A 20,523-nucleotide genomic window follows, 5' to 3' on the forward strand; every position below is an offset into this window, starting at 1 on the left:
TAAAAGCGCCGGACAGGTCACACTTTAGAGAAGATCAGGGAAGAAATGCCAGCGGAAAAAACCGCTGGCAGAATAATCAGTTGTCGCCGAAATGGATAACGGTGCGAATGGATTTTCCTTCGTGCATCAGATCGAAGGCTTCGTTGATCTGCTCCAGCGGCAGGCGGTGCGTAATGAACGGATCAAGCTGAATTTTACCGACCATCGCATCTTCAACCATGCCCGGCAGCTGAGTACGGCCTTTCACGCCGCCAAATGCTGACCCGCGCCATACGCGCCCTGTCACCAGCTGGAAGGGACGGGTTTTGATCTCCTGACCCGCGCCGGCCACACCGATAATGATGCTCTCGCCCCAGCCTTTGTGGCAGCACTCCAGCGCTGAGCGCATTACGTTGACGTTGCCGATACATTCGAAGCTAAAGTCCACGCCGCCGTCGGTCAGCTCAACGATCACGTCCTGAACCGGTTTGTCGTAGTCTTTCGGGTTGATAAAGTCGGTCGCCCCCATCTCACCTGCGAGCTTAAATTTCTCCGGGTTGGTATCCACAGCAATGATACGCCCAGCTTTCGCCTGTACCGCGCCCTGGATAACCGCCAGACCGATCCCGCCCAGGCCGAACACCGCCACGGTGTCCCCTTCTTTCACTTTCGCCGTATTATGCACCGCGCCGATACCGGTGGTGACACCGCAGCCGAGCAGACAGACTTTATCCAGCGGGGCCTGCGGATTCACTTTCGCCAGTGAGATCTCGGCGCACACCGTGTATTCGCTGAAGGTGCTGGTACCCATGTAGTGATAAATGGGCTCGCCGTTATAGGAGAAACGGGTGGTGCCGTCCGGCATAAGTCCTTTGCCCTGCGTGGCGCGCACGGCCTGGCAGAGGTTAGTTTTGCCGGATTTGCAGAACTTACACTCGCCGCACTCTGCGGTGTAGAGCGGGATCACATGGTCGCCGGGCTTCAGGCTGGTGACGCCTTCACCCACTTCCACCACCACACCGCCCCCTTCGTGGCCGAGCACCGCCGGGAATACGCCTTCCGGATCGTCACCGGACAGGGTAAACGCATCGGTATGGCAAACGCCGGTGTGGGTAATTTTGATCAGCACTTCGCCTTTCTTCGGCGGAGCAACATCAATTTCAACGATTTTCAGCGGCTGGCCTGGGCCGAACGCGACAGCTGCGCGAGATTTCATGATGTCTTTCCCTTGTTGTGAGGTGTGTGGGTTTATTTTAGATAAGAGCGCAGTAAATGGCCGACTTCCGCCATCCGCACTGCCCGCTGATCCGGGGTGGTCTCCCCCGTCACCAGCTCATCTTTGAGGTGAATTTCGACCATTTCCCCCATCAGACCATTGGCAGCGCCGCGCACGGCGGCAATTTGCTGCAAAATGGCGAGACAGGGATCGCCCGATTCCAGGGCGCGTTCAAGGGCATCAACCTGGCCCCGAATGCGGCGGACGCGGGTCATAATACGTTTTTTATCTTCGGGTGAATGCGGCATACGCCCTCCTGATACTATAGGGGGGTATTGTATCCTTCATGGGAAGTTAATGTAAACATTAAGTTTTATGAGGGTATCATGTAATTTATAGTGTGTTTCTTTTCTTGACTCGAACATCTGAACTAAGCTATGACACATTCTGTAAAAACATAATTGTAATAAATACCGTCGTATCCGCATTTTTGAAGGTTTATGCATTCACGCAAATTCCCGTCCCCACCAAAGACTGTAGGTTTCTTAAGAATACAATGAGGAATAGACTAATACGCGATAGTTAACATTTTTAAATGTCAAATGCTTTTTATGAATGAAAACTTTTATTAAGGGATTTTAATGAGCATTTTCTTAAGACGAAGTATATATGCATTATGCAAAGATAGTTTATTTTTCTTTCTTCTTAGTTCGGTTGTATTGATACCTTTCAATTTTCTTAGCGATAAATACACTCAGGAGATAGAAACTATCATTGAAGAACATATGGCCCCTCATTCTCTTGCAGCAATGCTTGTAATAGCAACGTCTATTACGTCTCTGACACTTCGTTTTATCGGCAGAATAAACGTCAACAAGAAATATAATGAACTCATATATACACTCATTATTTTCCCTGTTGTCAAAGTAGGGAAAGCGTATGCTTCTACGATGGTCGGCATGATGACAGGATTAGCCTTAATATTATTGTTCTCTGAAGGTATATCAAAAACAATAATGCCTTTATTTTTCATTGCTTGTATTCTATGTACTGGTTTCTTTTTGAAGCGATAATGTACGTTAGTATAAATGGCTTGCCATCAAACGTCAGTAAAAAAACAACAAATATTTTTTTGCTAATAATAGTAATTATAATGCCCGCAGTGTATTTCTACATTGTATGAAGTAGCTATCAATGAATTCAAAACCAGATGGCCATACCTAAAACTTGCGGCCAGTCTTTAACTCAAGTTAAGATCCGTATTGAGCAGGCAAAGGAGATCACTATAGCCTGTCTGTACAACTGCGGCCGCGGTGTTATTGGCCTTGCGGCATTTAGCACTTATACACATGCTGGTCACCAGCTGCTGGCTTAGCCACTCTTTCTTCGCCTGCCAGCTCGGGTGTGGAGAAGCGGAAATGCTGTATCTGGTATATTCGACCTGCTTCAACGAGTTCTATGTTGAGCAGCTACAGCTGTTTAACGAGCGGTTGGGGTTTACCCTTAATGTCTCTCTCAGAGATGGTGCAACCATATTTAGGGTTTACCCCCACCTCGACCAACCCTATTTAGCTCAAAATGTTAAAAATCCGCACTTATATGGCACAATGTGAACAGAAATAACATTCTCGTCACCTAACATACTCGCTACAAACAAAATGGTGGTGTTAATGATTGTACTAAAGAGCTTTTTATTCTTCGTTGGCGCAGCAGCCGCTTGCGCACTAATTGTACTGTGTCTTTGGGTTGATATGCGGTTTGTCGGCCATGATATTCCGGAATTATCACTGACCGAAATTATGCAGGAAACGGTATTAGCGACTATTGTCTTTCTCCATTTTCGTCTGGCGAAAATGGACGAATCCATGCGTTACTGTAATATTCTGGTGGGCGGATTTTTCCTGACAATGCTAATTCGTGAACTGGACGCGCTTTTTGATCTCATTTCTCATGGGAGTTGGGTGTGGTTCGCGCTGATTACCGCTCTGCTGGCGTTAATTCGCCCCGTTATGCATTTTCGCGCTACCCTGGAACAGCTGGCAAAATATACCCAATCCCCCTGGTACGGCATTCTGTTGAGCGGCCTGCTGGCTGTACTGGTCTTCTCCCGCCTCTTTGGAATGCAGGTGCTGTGGCACGACATCCTGGAGCATGGCTATATGCGTGTCGTGAAAAACGCCGTGGAGGAAGGTTCGGAATCATTCGGCTATATGCTGTGCCTGGCCGCATCCCTTGGCTATTACGTTACCTTTCGCACTCACGCACGGCAGAAACAGTCTCTTCGCGCTGCGTAGAGAACGACATTTTTTGGACTTTATGGTGGTCATGTAAGAAAGACATGTCCTAAAAAGGGGCAATCTGCCGTCGATTTCAGCGAATTCTCGCTCACTCCTGCAATCAGCGTCTATCCTTAGACTACCAACAAAAGGAGGCTGGAATGTCTGATTTCGACACTGATAAAAATGCACAGTACGCTGGCGATAAAGCCAAAAACAAACTTGATGAATTATCCGGCTCTGCGCAGCAGCAGTTTGGTGAATTCGTTGATTCCCCTAAACACCAGGTGAAAGGTGCAGCGAAAAAATATGCTGCCCAGGCCAGTGATGCCGTCTCGGATGTCACTGAAGCCGTCAGAAACAATCCCTTAACAGGCTTAATCGCTGCGGGTGCGGTAGGTATCGTTCTGGGACTTCTGCTGGGACGTAAATAATTTCAGGCCCTTCGGGGCCTTTCCTTTTCCCCTTTTTCCTGCTCTTTCCCCCCCTATTATTGATAGTTTTCCTGACAAAAACACGATCCACGTGAAAAGTTGTACAATTTTAATGTACAGATTTGATCGAATAGTATAAATTCAATGCCACTGATGTTACAAAATTGTTTGTTAACGGTGGAAAATTATGCGTCGCAACCATGCTCCCTCTACAGCAGAAAGCGCTATCACCTTGTATTTTAACAAGGATAACGTCCCAACACAGCAGGAAACCCTTGGTGCTATCGTCAGTGAGATCATCAAAGAAAATGTACAACTGAGCAGAATGACAATCTGTACAAAGCTGTTGCGCAGAATTGAAGAGTCAACGTCTGACGTTGAGAAAGCGCACTATAACGGTCTGATAGCCCTCTTCTTCGAGCGTTAACCTGAACACTGTTTTTTTAACTTACTAAGTTAGTCATGCTGAGTGAGAATAGAGCTCCTGAATGCGATGACTAACCCCATGCTACAGCCTCCTGCGTGTAGCAGAGTGAGATTGAAGCTATGCATAGAACTAAATTTGAACGACTTAAGGATGACCTTATCGGTGAGGCCGTATTATCCATACTGAAAGAGAACGGACCTATTACCTTTGCGTCTCTTGCTGGTCGCCTGCGGGCGATGGCTAACGTTGAATCAAATGATGAACGCAAAAATGCATTGATTGCCGCTGAAGATGAAGTACGCCAGCGTGTAACCGGCGTATCGCACGACCGGGGAAGAGTGATGGGCGATTATGATATTGGGCGCATGCGCTCTCTCTTTACTCACAACACGCTTCTGACCCCAGACAAGAAACACTAATTTTAACCGAAACGGTGACCACCATGAGTAAAGCGATTATGCAGCAAACGTATAATTTTGAAGCCCTGCACGATAAAGGACTGGCGGAACATTTTCTTAATGCTGGAAAGCATCTCAGTGGTGAGGTTGAAGTGTTGGGCTCGGCAATACGCTGTATTATGCTGACCGGTGACAATCTCTCAAATAAAGAGATTATCCTGCAACTGATTCACGCCCTCGAAATTACCGAGGAGCCCGAAGCCTGCGATGTCATTCGAAACACGCTTGAAATTGTTGTCGGTTTTACGCGCGATGATATCTGATAACAGATTATTGCCCTGGTGAGTGACTGTTTTGCTGGTGGTCGAAGAGTTAAGTCTGTCGTACCACCAGCATAGTGAAGCCATTAACTAAATAGCCGTACCATTCGATCCAGCTCATCTTCTTTAACCGCCCGGGAAAGATAATATCCCTGGAAGCGCTTAACCCCTACTGCGACAAGTTTTTCAAATTTTTCTTCGCTATCGACGCCTTCCGCAACGCATTCCCTTCCCGTCATGTCGCTGTATATCTGTATCGCTTTAATAATGCTATTGTCATTGTCGTTAGCAACAAAGTGCTCGACTATATCGCGGTCAAGCTTCAGTCCATCAAAATTAATCTGTCGGATGGGTAACATAGCGTAATCTCTGGAAAAGCAATCATCCAGAAACAGCCGGCATCCCTCGGCGCGTAAACGCTGGAGAGTGACAGGAATATTTGGATCCTTTGTTACATCAATGGTTTCAGCTAATTCAAAGACAAGTTTCCCGGCCCACTGCGGCTTCAGTAACATTTCAACGGCTTTTTTCGCCATTCCCGGCAGCGCGTTCCCGGCAGCCAGTTGAGGAGGAATATTAACCGAAAAATAATATTTCCCATTGTATCTGTTGACACCTGACACGGCCGCGTGAATGACTAACGCCGTCAGCTTGAGCCAAATTTCGCCATTTTTTATCCCATCCAGAAATTGGCCTGGTTTCAGGACCTGACCGTTTTTATGCCAGCGCAGCAGAATTTCAAAGCCCACTCCTTTTTTATCGCCATCGGTAATAATTTGATAAGCCGCAAAGATTTCCCGCTTATGTAACGCCTGCAATATATTTATTTCTGTTTCCGAAAACCCCTGCGCTTTGTTCTTTACTGCACAGACCTCATCCCTTAAGACACGTGCATCGCTAAACCACACTCTGATAAGATATAATTTACCCAACCCCACTTTACGATGAGTATAAATGGTTTTATCTGACAAACCTAACCTCGCTGACTGCTCTTTTATCGAAATACCTCGATAAAAATTCAGCAATACGGTTAATTCACGTTTTGATAAACCATGCAGGCTTTCCTTACCTTCTTTCTCAGGTCCTTCACGCAATAAACGTGACGAATCGGCATGTACTTCAGAAATATTCTCTACACAATTCATTACCTCTGAAATATTCGCCACCCTGATCCTCGACAACGATCTGGTATTATTAACGAGACTTTTCAGCGTGGCATAAAGCCACCTTTCTGGTATTGCACCATACAGGGTCACGCTACAAATAACCGGCAGTGCATTCAGAACCGAGACCAACCGTTTCAGGCTTTCAAGAAAGGCAGTCACGTCGCGACCAAGAAAAACAGAAACTTCAGGTTGTTGATTTTGCATCATTTTTTGCACATCACCTGAGCAAACTTCATCCTCTTCAAAATGGAGCCGCGTGGCGTTTACGCCACGAGACTTCAGAAGCAGGCTATACCCCTCGAAGGTGAAACCGCAGGCTGAAATAACGAATCGTTGCTTGTAGCAAGTACCTTGCATAAAAGGTAAGTTTTGAGACATAACCTGCTCCTGAGAATGTAAATATCATTCCCAAATGTGATTAAAGCCAATATTCTTTGTCGCATTGAATAATTTTACCGCACCCCATTTGGTTAATAAACCGTTATCAATGTTATGCACGGGAACATCTTTGCGTTAATCAACCCACTCATCCATATGCAGCATAAATATTACTTTCTTTTCATATAACGACAGTAAACATGCACTTCACAAGGTATAATGAAAATTCCGAAAAAGAAGACCAGACACTTCATCTTATCGGCCCAGACAAAAAGAGAAAATGCTATGGATAATCACATTTCATCCAGGGCTTTGCTACATCGAAGGGATGTTATTAAAAACAACCCGCGATTTGGTGAAGCTATAACAGAGCACTACAGAATCAATGATGCCATTTATAAAAAACAACCCTTGTTCTATAAAACGATGCTTCAGGAATCACGCTTCAACATAATACTGTCCATGTGTTGTTTTGTTTTTGGTAATCAGGCTGAGTCAGTTTCAGAGATAAAGGCACTGTGTACCCGCTATAATATCGCCAGCCCTAACAGTGTTATCGCGATCATCACCATACTTAAGACCACCGGGCGAATTAAGACCTGGCGCTGTACCGAAGATCGCCGAAAAACAAAAATCGCACCAACGGAAAAAGGACTGGATGAGCTGAAACGCTATATGTCCGGGGCGTTTACGCCTGTTAGCATTCTTTTTCCGACATTCAATATAAATGCTAACCTTCTGGACAATGACAATCTGAGGCACAACTTTTTCCGGCGCGCCGCAGAGTACCTTTTCCGCGGATTAACATTCAGGAAAGTGCTTCCGGAGGTGGGTTTATTTATTGATAAGGATGGTGGCCGAATGATTATGCTCTATCTCTATTTGCAGGCCATCAAAAACAAAACAGCACATGGTGCCATAATAGCGTATTCAGCCAGCACGCTGGCAAAAGAATTTTTCGTTTCGCGTATTCATGTTAAACGGATTATCAAATCGGCGCAGGAGGCAGGTTATCTTAAAGATCGCGGCGATGGCCGGATGTCGATTTATCCGGCCTTTATCGAGCTTGTCGAAAATTATGCCGGATTATATTTTGCGTATGTCACACATTACATCAATGTGGTACCAAAAGAACGACGCCATGTTGTCAACATGACGCCTACACTCTGATCTGACGGGCGTTCGGTTTGCTGAACGCCTTTTTTATCGCTCGCGCAGCGCCTCTTTTGCCTTATTCAATGGTTTCAGCAGATAATCAATGACGGATTTACTGCCGGTTTTGATATCAACCGTGGCTATCATGCCCGGGAACACCGGGAATTCCTTGCCCTGCCTGTTGGTCAGATGGTTACTGTCCGTACGGATATAAACGCGATAATAATAAACATCCCGTTTCACCTCGTCCTGAAGGGTATCCGGGGAAATCATCGTCACCTCCCCTTCCAGCCCGCCGTAGATGGAGTAATCATAGGCGGTGATTTTCACCAGCGCTTTTTGCCCGGGATGGATAAACGCGACATCGCGCGGCGAGATTTTCGCTTCTATCACCATCTGGTCATCAAGCGGTACCAGGCTCATCAGTTTGCCGTTCGGCGGGATCACTCCGCCCACCGTCGTCACGTCAATGTCCTTCACGATGCCACGCACCGGCGCATTAAACGTTAAGCGTGTGAGTGAATCTTCGCGTCCTTTCATGACCGAACGCTGCGCTTCCATTTCCGCGTTCGCTTTCGCCAGTTCTTCGCGGGCGCGAACGTAGTACTGGTTTTTCATCTCGGTGATTTTGCTCTCCAGCTCATTTTTTTGACGTTCAAGGCGTAAGACTTCGACCTTACTGGCCGCCCCCTGCGTCACCAGCGGGCGCGTTAATGCCAGTTCACGCTGCACGAGATCTGCTCCCTGGCGTAAACCCGCCAGCCCTTTTTCAAGGCTTTCGCGACGTGACTGATAAAGCGCCGTTTCCTGTTTTACCAACTCAACGTCGTCATCCAGCTCTGCCGGGAATGTCAGCCCGGTGTCGTTTACCTCAGCATTCAGACGCGCGGCCGTCGCCATCGCGGCGTTTAATCGAGACTCGCTCTCCAGCACGCTGGACTCGGTTTTCGTCCGGTCCAGTTGGGCAAGCTGTTGACCACGCTCGACGATATCGCCCTCGCGCACCATCAGACTGTGAATAATCCCTCCTTCAAGGGACTGGATCACCTGCTCGTGGGAGGACGGGATCACCTTGCCGCTACCCGTCGTGACCTCATCCAGCTGGAACAGGCTGGCCCAGGTTATAAAGACCACCAGCAGGGCAAACAGCGACCATGCCACCAGCGACGAACGCGGCAGGCGGGGCTCCTTCAGCCGGCTGTTAAAGCGGGAGAAATCATTCATGCCACGCCCTCCGTTTTCAGTTTAACCGTGCGCTGCGGCGCCTGCTGCGGGGCCATTCCGTGCTGGCGTAAAATGGCATCACGAGGGCCATCCATCACCACTTTGCCGTTTTCCAGGACGATGATGCGGTCAACCAGGTCCAGAATCGGCAGACGATGCGTCGCCAGCACCAGCGTCCGGCGCTTACCGAGCCACTGGTGCAGATGCTGGATAAACTGCTTCTCGCTGACCTCATCCAGCCAGGCGGTGGGTTCATCCAGCAGCAGAATATTCGGCGAGGTGATCAGCGCGCGCGCCAGCAGCAGCGCCTGACGTTGCCCGCCGGAAAGCCCCGTTCCGCCCTCATTGATGATGGTGTTCAGCCCCATTTTCTGCTTGCGCACAAACTCCAGCGCGCCGCTGTTGACCAGCGCCTGATGGATTTCCTCGTCTGTCGCCAGCGGATTACCCATCAGGATGTTGTCGCGTAAGGAGCCGAAGAACAGCCGCGCCTGCTGGCTGAGCAACTGCATGTCGCGGCGCACGTCGGCCGGGTCAAGATGATTGAGAGCAATATCGTCCAGCAAAATGCTGCCCTGCTGTGGCTCCTGCATTCCCGCCAGCAGATGCAGCAAGGTGCTTTTCCCCGAACCATTCCGCCCGAGCACCGCCACGCGCTCCCCGGCGTGAATGCGCAGTTTGCTGATATTCAGCACGGTAAGCTTCTCTTCTTCATCGTAATAAAACCCGACGTCGTCCAGCCGATAATCACCGCGCAGATGGGCTTTATGCACTTTTTTGCCGTGCTGGGGATCGTCAATCGGGCGCTGCATCAGGTCATCCAGTCCCTTGCGGGCCACCTTTGCCGACTGCCAGCGGGAGAGCACGCCGGAAATCTGCGACAGGGGCGCGATGGTGCGGGACGCCAGAATCGAGGTCCCCACCAGCGCACCGGTGGTCATGTCGCCGCTGATGACCAGATAACACCCCACCAGCAGCACCACGGCGTAGACGATAGACTGCACCTCCTGGGTCCATGTCAGCAGCAGCCCCGTCAGCCAGCGCTGCTTCATGCCGACGCTCGCGGCAACGTCATTGGTGTTATTCCACTGGTTCTGGAACCTCTGCTCGGCGCGCATTAGCTTGATGTCCTCAAGCCCCTGCACCGCTTCCACCAGCGTGGCGTTACGAATCGCCGATTCACGCATCCCTTCGCTGGAGAGTTTTCCCAGCGGGCGCTGCACCAGCAGGCCGGGAATGAGCAGCAGCGGTACGGCCAGCAGCACCACCAGCACCAGCGGGCCGCCAATCATCCACAGAATGAAGACGAAAAGCAGGAAGAACGGCAGATCGGAGATAGCGGCAATGGTGGTGGAAGTGATCAGCTCCCGCACCGACTCCAGCTCGCGGATCTGGGCGATAAACGACCCGGTCGATTTCGACCGTGCGCCGTTTTTAATCCTCAGGGCGTGGGCAAACACGCGCTCGGAAATACGCAGGTCGGCGCGTTTCCCTACCACGTCCGAAATATGCACCCGCAGCATGCGCATGATGAATTCAAACACGATGGCGATCATCACACCGCCAAACAGCACCCACAGCGTGGCCTCCGACTGGGACGGCACCACCCTGTCATACACCTGCATGGAAAAGACCATGCCGGAGAGCGCCAGCACGTTGGCGACCAGCGCCACCAGCATTATGTCGCTGTAACGACGCCAGTCTTTCAGCGCCAGCTGCCAGAACCAGTTTTTCTCATAGGGTTTGATGTAATCATCCACGCGCGCATCCGGCGTGGACTCCAGGGGACGCAGCACCATCAGCCCCTTTAACCGCGAACCGAGTTCGTCGCGCGTCAGCGTCGTCTCCAGGCCCCCGTCGCCGCTAAACTGCACGCTGACGTTCCCTTCGTTGTCCATACGGTTGATGACCGCAATTTGCCCGCCGGTGAACTCCGCCAGCAGCGGTAAACGCCACGGATCGAGCGCTACGGCTCCCGCCGCCACCCAACGCATCCCCAGCCCAAGCTGGCGCGCCATCTCCTCCAGCACCAGCTGGCGTGGAGACTGGCTTTCATGGTTAATCGTGACCCGAACATGCTCCGCCGAAAAATCCAGCCGATAATATTTCGCGATGATGAGCATGCCCTGCAACCAGGGTTCGTACTGTGGATGTGTCTTCATAATGCTACGTCCTGTTCAGGGCGATGATTTCGCACTGAAATGATACCTTTCCGGGATGATTAGAAATCGAACACTGTCTAAACGAGCCCGCAAAATAATCTTGTGAAATATAGGGTTATGGCTATTCGTGTAAAGAAACGCAAAAGGCCGCGAGGATCGCTCCCCGCGGCGTTGTTTTACGCAATTAACAGTTGGTGATTGGCCAACAGCGTCGCCAGATCCGTCTGCACGCCGTTCAGCGTTACCAGCGTGGTGGGCGTGAACTGACCGCCCGTCCCGTCCAGGTCAACCTGGATCTCGGTGTTGCTGCCGTTTTGCACAACGCGGATGTAGTCGGCGATGTTGCCCGCGCTGCTGTCCAGCGTCGCCACGCCGTTCACGTAGCTCGCCGAGCCGGTGCCGGTATAGCCGCTGTCGGAAAGCAGGTCGCGCAGATCGATACGGTCCGTATCCGCCGTCCCTTCCCAGGTGCCGACGGTAAAGCCGTTCACCACATCGCTACCGTTGCCGCCCGTCGCGTCAGACGCGTTGATCAGCTTATAGAGCAACGTATCGTGACCGCCGCTGCCGATGTTGAAGGTGTCGTTCCCGCCCCGGCCTTCGAACTGGTTATCACCGCTGTTGCCGGTGATCACGTCGTCATAGTCGGAGCCGTTAATCCCTTCAATATTCAACAACCGCGTGGTACCGAATCCGGTGTCCTGCGCCGTTGAGAGGCGCAAATCAACGGTTATCCCAGAGGTGGCATTACGATAATCCACCACGTCCATGCCGCCGGTATTGCTCCAGGTGTCGTAGTCGGAATGGGTATTCCAGCCGCCGGAGCCGTTATAGGTATAGGTCCCATCCTCTGCGATAAAGGTGTCGTTATACCCGGTACCGGTGATGGTTCCGCTGTGGCCGCCGGTGGCCGCTTCGGCGGTGAGAACATAACCCTCTTTGCCGTTGCCCGCGTCCAGGCCGGTCCAGGTGACGTTATCCGAGACGCCGTTGGTGATCTTCACAATCTCCGCCGAGTAGGTTTCGTTCGGATCCAGCCCGTAGAAACTCACCAGCGCAGAGGTATCGTTCGAGCCAATGCCGGACTGAGCGTTGATGATCTGCGAGGCCACCAGCACGCCCGCAGCGTTATACAGATTGACCGTATTGCCGTAGTACGCGTTGATGCCTTCGCTATCGACAATGTGCAGATGCATCGCGGTACCGTCAGCGATCTCCGCATTGTTCTGCACCAGCACCACCTTACCGTTCTGCTGAGACACAAGCAGATCCTGCGCACCGTCCCAGTTGTAGTCCACCGCGGCGACACCGGTGACGTTGGCCAGCCCAGAAGCCAGCTGGCTTGAAGTCCAGGTTGAGCCGTAGCCGTTGTTGGTGAACAGGGTCGCCGTCTGTGAGCTGCCGTAGGTGCTGAGCTTGATGATGTCCATCTGCCCGTCACCGTTCCAGTCTACCGCCACCGACAGATAGCCCGCCGTGGCGTTAGAGGCTTCCACCGCGCTTTTGGTCGTGGAAAGCTGCCCGGTACCGTCGTTGTAGTAAATCACCCCGCCGTTGTTGTTGTAGCTGCTGCCGAGGTACAGATCCATGTAGCCATCGCCGTTAAAGTCCGCCCACGTCATGGAGGCCGCCGTGGTGGTATTCGAGGCGTTGGCCACAAACACGTTGGTCAGGTTCTGGCCAATGGAAAGCGTACCGTTCCCGTTGTTGTTAATCACGGTGAGCGAGTACGCCCCGCTGCGGTTGGTGTGCTGCACGATGTCCACGGTACCGTCGTTGTTCAGGTCGACGCCGGAGATTTCACGCCCGGAATCGAACTGGCCGTAGAATCCACCTTCCCCGCCGGTGCCGTCCGGCGACAGAACGCCGTTGGTATTCACCAGGTAGGTCAGGGAGTCCATACCGGCATCGCCGTACGCCAGATCAAGATAGCCATCGCCGGTTTTGTCGTAGGCAATTACGCCGCCGTACCAGATGGTGGTTCCCATCGCCAGCTGGCTGGCGGTGTAGCTGCTGCCATCGTAGGTCCACATCACCTGCGTAGAGCCCGCGTAGGTGTTCTCCGTCGCAAAGATATCCTGCGTGCCGTTACGGTCAAAGTCAGCTGCCGTCTGGCTCACCACATAGTAGCTACGGGTGTTAGTTAACGTATTCCCGGCATAGGTTGAATCATCGCTGCTGGAATAAGACTGTCCATTAGCAATGATATTCCACAGCCCGCTGCTGTTCATGCCGTGAGTCATGGTTGAGTTGTTGCTGTTCCCCGCAGTGGTCGCCCAGTCGGTATTCACCGAGGTGGTATCGATCACCAGGCTACCGGTTGCCGTACCGGTGGTGTTACCGTTGCCCGCGCTACTCTTCACCTGCGCGGTTACGTCGTAACTCGCCACACTCAGGGCATCGCTGTCCGGGATCTGTAGATACCAGGTATTGTGATCCGGGTCGACGACCACCGCACCGCCGGTCTGGGAGGTGTAGGTTTTCCCGTTCACCGTCACCACCAGATATTCACCGTTCACCAGGTCTGCGGAAACCGTACCGCTGACAATCGGCGTGGTATCCGAGGTGGTCTGGGCAGTAATCGCCGCGGTGGTGGTCGGGATGCTGGTATCGACGTTCAGCACAAAGCCATCCGATTCCGTGTAGTTACCGGCTTTGTCGGTGACGCGCAGAATGTAGGTGTGATTCCCGTCGAGCAGGCCGTTGTCCTGATAGGACCAGCTTGCGCTGCCGTTCATCGTGACCTGACCCAGCAAGATCCCGTCCCGGTAAAGCTGCACGATTTCGCCATCTTCCGGAGCGCGGTTAAGCGTACCGTTGATCAGCGGCGAGGTATCGTCCGTCGCGACTGATGCGCCGTACGTGCCTGTACGTTCACCTTCCCCGTCGGTATAGCTGACCACCGTTCCCACCGTGTCAGGCGGCGTGGTATCAACCGTTACCACCTGCGAAGAGGTTGAGCCGACGTTGCCCGCCTGGTCGATGATCCGCACCTGGTAGGTGTAATCCCCGTCAGCCAGATCGCGGGTATCCGTATAGCTCCAGCGCTGGTTAGTGACGGTAGTGTCAATCCAGGTATTACCGCCGTCGAGGCTGATCTGTACGCGCTCGTCGCTGGCCAGCGCGCTGCCCAACGAGCCGTTGATCGTCAGCGAGGTGTCCATGGTGATGAAATCACTCCCGGACTGCCCGGTATCTTCGCTGATGCTGTCAATGGTGATGCCGTACTGCGGCGCCTGGGTATCCACCGTCACGTCCTGCGTGGTGGTGGCCCCAACGTTGCCCGCCTGATCGACAACCCGCACCTGATAGCGGTAGTCGCCGTCGGCCAGGGTGCGGGTGTCGTTATAACTCCACCGGGTGCCGCTTACCGTGGCGTAAACCCAGGTGGTGCCGCCATCCATGCTCACCTGCACATACTCACCCGCCCCGAGTTCGGCCCCGAGCGTCCCGTTGAGCGTGTACGAGGTCGAACTGGTCAGGAAGTCGTTATTGTCGAAGCCGGTATCGACGGTGATGTTATCCACGGTAACCGTAATCGCCGCATCCGGCGCGACCGTATCGACCGTCACCTGCTGATGAGCGCTGGCACCCACGTTGCCTGCCGCATCCACTACGCGAACGTAGTAGTCATAGGTCTGGTTACCCAGCGTGCGGCCGTCCACGTAGTACCAGCTGTTGCCAGTGACGATCACGTTCTGCCAGGTGACCCCGCCGTCGATGCTGATCTGGGCATATTCGCCGTCGGCCAGCGTTGCGCCGAGCGAGCCGTGCAGCGTCAGGGAGGTATCATTGGTGATAAAGTCGCTGCTGCTCAGGCCGGTATCGTCGCTGATGCTGTCGATAGCGATCGTTTTGCTGGCGTCCGGCGCGACGGTATCAATGGTCACCACCTGGCTGGTAGTGGCGCTGATATTCCCCGCGTCGTCAATCACCCGCAGCTGATAGTTGTAGTCTCCGTCGGCCAGCGTGCGGCCGTCAACGTAGGTCCAGCTCAGGCCGCTGACGCTCACGTCAGTCCAGGTTGCGCCACCGTCGAGGCTGATCTGAGCGTGGTCGCCGCTGCCCAGGGCCGCGCCGAGCGTCCCTTTCAGGCTGATCTGGTTGTCGCTGGTAATAAAGTCGCTGTCGGACAGGCCGGTATCCTGCGAGACGGAATCCACGGTAATAGTCGCCGCCGCAGGCTTCGTCAGATCGATTACCACGTCCTGGCTGTCCGTTGCCCCAAGGTTGCCTGCATTGTCGATCACGCGCACCTGGTACTGGTACGTACCGTCGGTCAGGGTACGGCCATCGGTGTAGCGCCAGGTGGTGCCGGTGACGGTCAGGTCAATCCAGGTAGTACCGCCGTCAAGGCTGATCTGCGCTTTCTCGTTATTGCCGAGCTGCGCGGTCAGGGAACCATTCACCACCACCTGGCTGTCGTTGGTGATGAAGTCATTCGCGCTGAGGCCGGTATCGTTTTGCAGGGAATCAATGCTGATCCCCATCGACGGTGCGGTGAGATCCACGGTAACGGTATGGTTATCGCTGGCGCTGTTGCCGATGGCGTTGCTCACCTGCGCGTTAATCACGTACGAATCGCCGTCCGCCAGCGCGGTCACGTCTGCGCTGCCGACCGTATAGCTCCAGGTGCCGTCATTTTGAACGGTAGCCGTGTAGGTTTTACCGTTAAGCGTAATGGTCACCGTCTGGCCCGTTGGCGCATCGGTGGTGCCGCTGATAACCAGCGGCGTGCCGTGCTCGGCGGCGTTGACGATATCATCCTGCGCAAAGGTGTTAATGGCGATGGTCGGCACGTCGCCGTTCAGCGTCACGTCGTGCGTTGCGCTGCCCGGGTTACCTGCCTTATCGCTCACCGTAGCCGTAATGGTGTATTCCCCGTCGCTCAGTCCGAGGAAGTCGCGTCCCGGCACGAAGACGGACCAGGAGCCATTCGCCGCCACGGTCGCCTGATAGCTGTGGCCGTTGAAGGAGACGGTCACCGTCTGGCCCTGCTCCGCGGTGGTGGTCCCGCTGATGGTCTGTCCCGCCAGCTGCTCGGCGTCGTTGACGATATCGTCATCGGCCACGGTGCTGATGGTCACGGCTGGCGCGACGGTATCGACCGTTAAGGTATGCGTCGTCTGGCCGTTATTACCCGCTTTGTCGTTCACCGACGCGGTGACCGTCAGCGCGCCTTCGCTCAGGTTGGCAAGATCGGCGGCCGGGACGTCGAGCGTCCAGGTGCCGTCGTTTGCCACAAGCGCAGTGTAGGTTTTCCCGCCCAGCGTGACGGTCACCGTCTGGCCTGCTTCCGCGCTGGAAGAGCCGTGTACGGTGAGCGGCTGCTGGGCTTCCGCCGCATTCAGCACATCGTCGCCCGACAACGTGTTCACGCTAATCACCGGCGCGGTGGTGTCCACGCTGATGGTGTGCGTCGCCGAGGCGCTGTTCCCGGCGCTGTCCTGCGCCGAAACAGAAACCTGGTAGCTCGCGCCGTCGGCCAGGGTGCCCACGTCGGCGGCCGGTACGGTGGTTGTCCAGGAGCCATCGCTCTGGATAGTGGCCGTATAGCTCTTACCATTCAGGGTGATATTGACCTGCGTACCGCTGGCGAACTGCGCGCTGGAGCCGTTGATGACCAGCGACGCCCCCGCTTCTGCCGCATTGATCACGTCATCGCCGCTGAGGGTGTTGACGGTCAGCGCGACCGATGCGGTATTTACCACCACGTCATGGGTCTGGGTGCTGCTGTTGCCCGCGCTGTCGGTGATTGTCGCGTTGAGGGTCACGGTGCCGTCGGTCAGGGCAGAAATGTCGCTGGCAGGAACGCCCACGCTCCATTTGCCACTGGCGTCAACGGTGGTGGTGTACTGGTTCGAACCTATCGTGATGACCAGCTTATCGCCGACGCTGGCGCCGATTGCGGTGCCGCTGACGACCTGCGCCTGCCCGTGCTCAACGCTGTTGATGACGTCATCGCCCGCCACGACGTTAAAGCTGACGGTCGGCGGCGTGGTATCGAGCGTAATCGCTTTGCCCGCGCTGCCCGGGTTACCCGCGGCGTCACTCACGCTCACCTGCACGGTGTAGCCGTTATCCGCCATAGTGGACAGATCGGCGGCCGGCACGTTAATGCTCCAGACGCCGCCCTGCTGAACCTGTGCGGTATAGCTGTTTCCACCGAGGTTAACGGTTACCGTCTGACCGACTTCAGCCGTGGTGGTGCCGGAAATGGCCACGCCCGCAGCCGCTTCGCTGCCGTTGATCACGTTGTCGCCGGCTACCGTGTCAATGGTCACGGTTGGCGCCGTGGCATCCACGCTGTACTCCCGGCCCGCAGACGCGCTGTTGCCGTTCACATTGGTCACGCTCACCTGCACGCTGGCGTCGCCGTCTTTCAGACCCGCAAGATCCGAGGAAGGCACGGTGGCCGTCCAGTTGCCGTCGGCATCGACTTTGACGGTGTACGTCTTACCGCCGAAGGTGACGGTCACGGTCTGGTTTTCCTCCACGTTCGAGGTGCTGCCGGACAGCACCAGATCCGCGCCTTTTTCTGCCGCGTTAATCACGTCGTCGGTAGCAATCGCATCAATACTGATAGCGACTGCCGCCAGATCCACCGTCACGTCATGACTGATGGTCACCGGATTGCCCGCCGCGCTCTGGCCTGCAACGGTCACGGTAACCGTGCCCGCAGCCAGGGCCCCGACGTCTGCTGCCGGGATCGCCGCGCTCCAGGTACCGTCTGCCAGCACGGAGGCCGCATAGGTTTTGCCATTGACGGTCACGGTGAGCGTAGTGCCTGCCGCCAGTCCGTCGCTGGAGCCGGTGACAATCAGGTTCTGTCCATGCTCGATGCTGTTAATCACATCGTCGCCCGCGACGGTATCCACGCGCAGGCCCGGCAGGCTGGCGTCGATAGTGATATCGCGCTCGCCCGTTCCCGTATTGCCATGGTCATTAGTGACGGTTGCTGACACCGTTAAATCGCCATTGCCCAGCGCGGTCAGGACGGATTCCGGCACGTTAACGGACCAGGTCAGATCGCTCTGCACCGTCGCGGTATAGGTGTTGCCGCCGATGTTCACCGTCACGGGGTTACCGATGTCCGCGTTCGCCACCTTACCGGTAATGGTCTGGCCTGCGGCCACTTCCGCCGCGTTGATGACGTTGTCCCCCGCCACGGTGTTGATGGTGACGGTTGGCAGCGCGGTATCGACAAGCAGGTTCGCCGTAGTGCTGATGCTGTTGCCCACGCCGTTGGTGGCCGTCGCGCTCAGGGTGTAGCTGGCTTCACCGAGGCCTGACAGATCCGCAGCCGGAACCGTCAGGCTCCAGGTGCCGTCTGCCGCAGTCGTCGCCGTGTAGTTTTTACCGTTCAGGGTCACGGTGACTACAGTGCCTTCCGCCAGGTTGGCGCTGGTGCCGTTGACGCTCAGATCCTGCCCTTTTTCTACCGCGTTCAGGACGTTGTCATCGCTGATGGCGTTGAAGCTGACCGACGGCAGACCGGTATCGACGGTCACATTATGCGTGCCGCTGCCGGTATTGCCCGCCGCGTCGGTGACTGACGCAGTGACGGTCACGCTGCCGTCGCTGAGGCCTGAAATCACATTCGCCGGAACGCCCACGCTCCAGTTACCCGCCGCATCCAGCACGGTGGTGTACGACTGGCCGCCGATGGTGACGGTGACGGTGTCGCCCGCCGCCGCGCCGGTCGCGGAGCCGCTGATAATCTGCGCCTGATTGTGTTCAGCCACGTTAATCACATCGTCACCTGCAACGGTGTGGATGGTCACCGCAGGTACGGTGACGTCCACCGTCAGGGTGTGGTCAACCGACGCCGGGTTACCCGCCTTGTCGCTGACTGAGGCGGTGACCGTCACGCTGCCGTCGGTTAATCCTGCCAGATCCGCCGCCGGAACGTTCAGCGTCCAGCTGCCGTTCGCGCTGACGGTTGTGGTGTAATCTTTGCCGTTCAGCGATACGGTCAGCGTCTGGCCTGCTTCGGCGGTACTGGTGCCGGAGATTGCCAGGTCTGACTGAGCTTCCGTGGCGTTCAGGATATCGTCGGTGGCAATCGTGTTGATGGTCACGGACGGCGCGGTAGCATCCACGCTGTACTCACGGCCCGCCGAGGCGCTGTTGCCGTTCACGTTGGTGACGCTCACCTGCACGCTGGCGTCGCCATCCTTCAGGCTAGCCAGATCCGCTGACGGCACGGTATAAGTCCAGTTGCCGCTGTCGTCCACGGTGGTGGTGTAGATCCTGCCGTTCAGACTGATGGTCACGGTCTGCCCGGCTTCCACGTTGGTGGTCGCACCGGACAGCACCAGATCCGCGCCCTTCTCCGCCGCGTTAATCACGTCGTCGGTGGCAAGCGCATTGATGCTGATGGCAACGGTAGCCAGATCCACGGTCACGTCGTGGCTGATGGTGATCGGATTACCCGCCGCGCTGTCACCGGTAACGCTGATTTTTACGGTGCCTTCCGGCCACGCGCTCACGTCGGCGGACGGGATCGCCGCGCTCCAGGTGCCGTCTGCCAGTACCGTTGCCGCGTAATCTTTACCGTTGACGGTAACCGTCAGCGCCGTGCCCGGCGCCAGCCCGTCGCTGGAGCCTGAAACAATCAGGTTCTGCGCGTGCTCGATGGTGTTGACCACGTCGTCACCCGCCACGGTATTCACGCGCAGGCCCGGCAGGTTAGCGTCGATAGCGATCTCGCGTTCGCCGGTGCCGGTGTTGCCGTGGCCGTTGGTGACGGTCGCCGTCACGCTCAGGCTGCCGTTGCCGAGTGCGGTCAGCACGTCAGACGGCACGTTGACGGACCAGGACAGATTATTCTGCACCGTTGCGGTGTAGCTGTGGCCGCCGATAGTCACGGTCACGGTGTTGCCCGCTTCGGCATTCGCCACGGTGCCGCTCAGTGTCTGGCCTGCCGCCACTTCCGCCGCGTTGATGACGTTGTCCCCCGCCACGGTGTTGATGGTAACGGTTGGCAGCGCGGTGTCGACAAGCAGGTTCGCAGAACTGCTCACGCTGTTGCCAACGCCGTTGGTGGCCGTCGCGTTCAGGGTGTAACTGGCCTGACCGAGACCGGCCAGATCCGCAGCCGGAACCGTCAGGCTCCAGGTGCCGTCTGCCGCAGTTGTCGCCGTGTAGTTTTTACCGTTCAGGGTCACGGTAACCACGGTGCCTTCCGCCAGGTTGGCGCTGGTGCCGCTGACGCTCAGATCCTGGCCTTTTTCAACGGCGTTCAGGACGTTGTCATCGCTGATGGCGTTGAAGCTGACCGACGGCAGACCGGTATCGACGGTCACATTATGCGTGCCGCTGCCGGTATTGCCCGCCGCGTCGGTGACTGACGCAGTGACGGTCACGCTGCCGTCGCTGAGGCCGG

13 protein-coding genes are annotated in these 20,523 nt (G+C 55.1%); 7 read left to right on the plus strand and 6 right to left on the minus strand.

Going from position 1 to position 20,523, the window contains the following annotated elements:
• Positions 1–76: 76 nt before the first annotated feature.
• Positions 77–1,195, minus strand: a complete 1,119-nt coding sequence (locus tag H2Z33_RS20025; RefSeq protein WP_017693450.1) for an S-(hydroxymethyl)glutathione dehydrogenase/class III alcohol dehydrogenase — start codon at positions 1,193–1,195, stop codon at positions 77–79.
• 32 nt (positions 1,196–1,227) lie between these two features.
• The gene (locus tag H2Z33_RS20030; protein ID WP_032104106.1) at positions 1,228–1,503 is read right to left on the minus strand and encodes a metal/formaldehyde-sensitive transcriptional repressor; all 276 of its coding nucleotides are present in this window, start codon (positions 1,501–1,503) and stop codon (positions 1,228–1,230) included.
• A gap of 333 nt (positions 1,504–1,836) precedes the next feature.
• On the opposite strand from H2Z33_RS20030, the gene H2Z33_RS20035 reads away from it, so the two are divergent.
• From H2Z33_RS20035 to H2Z33_RS20060, 6 genes are all read left to right on the plus strand, one after another.
• Complete coding sequence (locus tag H2Z33_RS20035) at positions 1,837–2,268, plus strand: hypothetical protein (protein WP_063135147.1); 432 nt, start codon at positions 1,837–1,839, stop codon at positions 2,266–2,268.
• A 597-nt stretch (positions 2,269–2,865) separates the two neighbouring features.
• On the plus strand, positions 2,866–3,489 hold the full coding sequence (locus tag H2Z33_RS20040) for a hypothetical protein (protein ID WP_032104107.1): 624 nt from the start codon (positions 2,866–2,868) through the stop codon (positions 3,487–3,489).
• Between the two features lie 143 nt (positions 3,490–3,632).
• The gene (locus H2Z33_RS20045; RefSeq protein WP_003857263.1) at positions 3,633–3,905 is read left to right on the plus strand and encodes a DUF883 family protein; all 273 of its coding nucleotides are present in this window, start codon (positions 3,633–3,635) and stop codon (positions 3,903–3,905) included.
• A gap of 187 nt (positions 3,906–4,092) precedes the next feature.
• Positions 4,093–4,332 (plus strand): regulatory protein YcgZ, encoded by a 240-nt coding sequence (ycgZ, locus tag H2Z33_RS20050; protein WP_003857265.1) that lies wholly within the window; start codon positions 4,093–4,095, stop codon positions 4,330–4,332.
• Positions 4,333–4,451: 119 nt separating this feature from the next.
• Complete coding sequence (locus tag H2Z33_RS20055; protein WP_032669919.1) at positions 4,452–4,751, plus strand: hypothetical protein; 300 nt, start codon at positions 4,452–4,454, stop codon at positions 4,749–4,751.
• Between the two features lie 23 nt (positions 4,752–4,774).
• Positions 4,775–5,053 carry a biofilm development regulator YmgB/AriR family protein gene (locus tag H2Z33_RS20060; protein WP_044596271.1) on the plus strand — a complete coding sequence of 93 codons (279 nt, stop codon included), beginning with the start codon at positions 4,775–4,777 and terminating at the stop codon, positions 5,051–5,053.
• An 83-nt stretch (positions 5,054–5,136) separates the two neighbouring features.
• Here the strand turns inward: H2Z33_RS20060 and H2Z33_RS20065 are convergent, their stop codons facing one another.
• A complete protein-coding gene (locus H2Z33_RS20065) occupies positions 5,137–6,594 on the minus strand; it encodes an EAL domain-containing protein (RefSeq protein WP_063135146.1) in 1,458 nt (485 codons plus the stop codon).
• A gap of 285 nt (positions 6,595–6,879) precedes the next feature.
• Between H2Z33_RS20065 and H2Z33_RS20070 the strand changes: the two genes are divergently transcribed.
• The gene (locus H2Z33_RS20070) at positions 6,880–7,764 is read left to right on the plus strand and encodes a hypothetical protein (RefSeq protein WP_047638233.1); all 885 of its coding nucleotides are present in this window, start codon (positions 6,880–6,882) and stop codon (positions 7,762–7,764) included.
• A 33-nt stretch (positions 7,765–7,797) separates the two neighbouring features.
• On the opposite strand, the gene H2Z33_RS20075 is transcribed toward H2Z33_RS20070, so the two are convergent.
• The 3 genes from H2Z33_RS20075 to H2Z33_RS23455 form a co-directional block, all read right to left on the minus strand.
• Complete coding sequence (locus H2Z33_RS20075) at positions 7,798–8,973, minus strand: HlyD family type I secretion periplasmic adaptor subunit (RefSeq protein WP_032104109.1); 1,176 nt, start codon at positions 8,971–8,973, stop codon at positions 7,798–7,800.
• On the minus strand, positions 8,970–11,135 hold the full coding sequence (locus H2Z33_RS20080) for a type I secretion system permease/ATPase (protein ID WP_063135145.1): 2,166 nt from the start codon (positions 11,133–11,135) through the stop codon (positions 8,970–8,972). The genes H2Z33_RS20075 and H2Z33_RS20080 overlap by 4 nt, the downstream gene beginning before the upstream one ends.
• Before the next feature lie 176 nt (positions 11,136–11,311).
• Positions 11,312–20,523: Ig-like domain-containing protein (locus H2Z33_RS23455; protein ID WP_232350966.1), on the minus strand; the 9,212-nt coding region annotated here is incomplete at its 5' end.

The sequence above is a fragment of the Enterobacter sp. YSU genome (genome assembly GCF_016082135.1).
In the GTDB taxonomy this organism is placed as follows: domain Bacteria; phylum Pseudomonadota; class Gammaproteobacteria; order Enterobacterales; family Enterobacteriaceae; genus Enterobacter; species Enterobacter hormaechei_C.

Coding starts and splice junctions, on each gene's coding strand:
- ycgZ (WP_003857265.1), top strand. CDS start 4,093: ATGCGTCGCAACCATGCTCCCTCTACAGCAGAAAGCGCTATCACCTTG.
- H2Z33_RS20070 (WP_047638233.1), top strand. CDS start 6,880: ATGGATAATCACATTTCATCCAGGGCTTTGCTACATCGAAGGGATGTT.
- H2Z33_RS20030 (WP_032104106.1), bottom strand. CDS start 1,503: ATGCCGCATTCACCCGAAGATAAAAAACGTATTATGACCCGCGTCCGC.
- H2Z33_RS20040 (WP_032104107.1), top strand. CDS start 2,866: ATGATTGTACTAAAGAGCTTTTTATTCTTCGTTGGCGCAGCAGCCGCT.
- H2Z33_RS20045 (WP_003857263.1), top strand. CDS start 3,633: ATGTCTGATTTCGACACTGATAAAAATGCACAGTACGCTGGCGATAAA.
- H2Z33_RS20025 (WP_017693450.1), bottom strand. CDS start 1,195: ATGAAATCTCGCGCAGCTGTCGCGTTCGGCCCAGGCCAGCCGCTGAAA.
- H2Z33_RS20035 (WP_063135147.1), top strand. CDS start 1,837: ATGAGCATTTTCTTAAGACGAAGTATATATGCATTATGCAAAGATAGT.
- H2Z33_RS20075 (WP_032104109.1), bottom strand. CDS start 8,973: ATGAATGATTTCTCCCGCTTTAACAGCCGGCTGAAGGAGCCCCGCCTG.
- H2Z33_RS20055 (WP_032669919.1), top strand. CDS start 4,452: ATGCATAGAACTAAATTTGAACGACTTAAGGATGACCTTATCGGTGAG.
- H2Z33_RS20060 (WP_044596271.1), top strand. CDS start 4,775: ATGAGTAAAGCGATTATGCAGCAAACGTATAATTTTGAAGCCCTGCAC.
- H2Z33_RS20080 (WP_063135145.1), bottom strand. CDS start 11,135: ATGAAGACACATCCACAGTACGAACCCTGGTTGCAGGGCATGCTCATC.
- H2Z33_RS20065 (WP_063135146.1), bottom strand. CDS start 6,594: ATGTCTCAAAACTTACCTTTTATGCAAGGTACTTGCTACAAGCAACGA.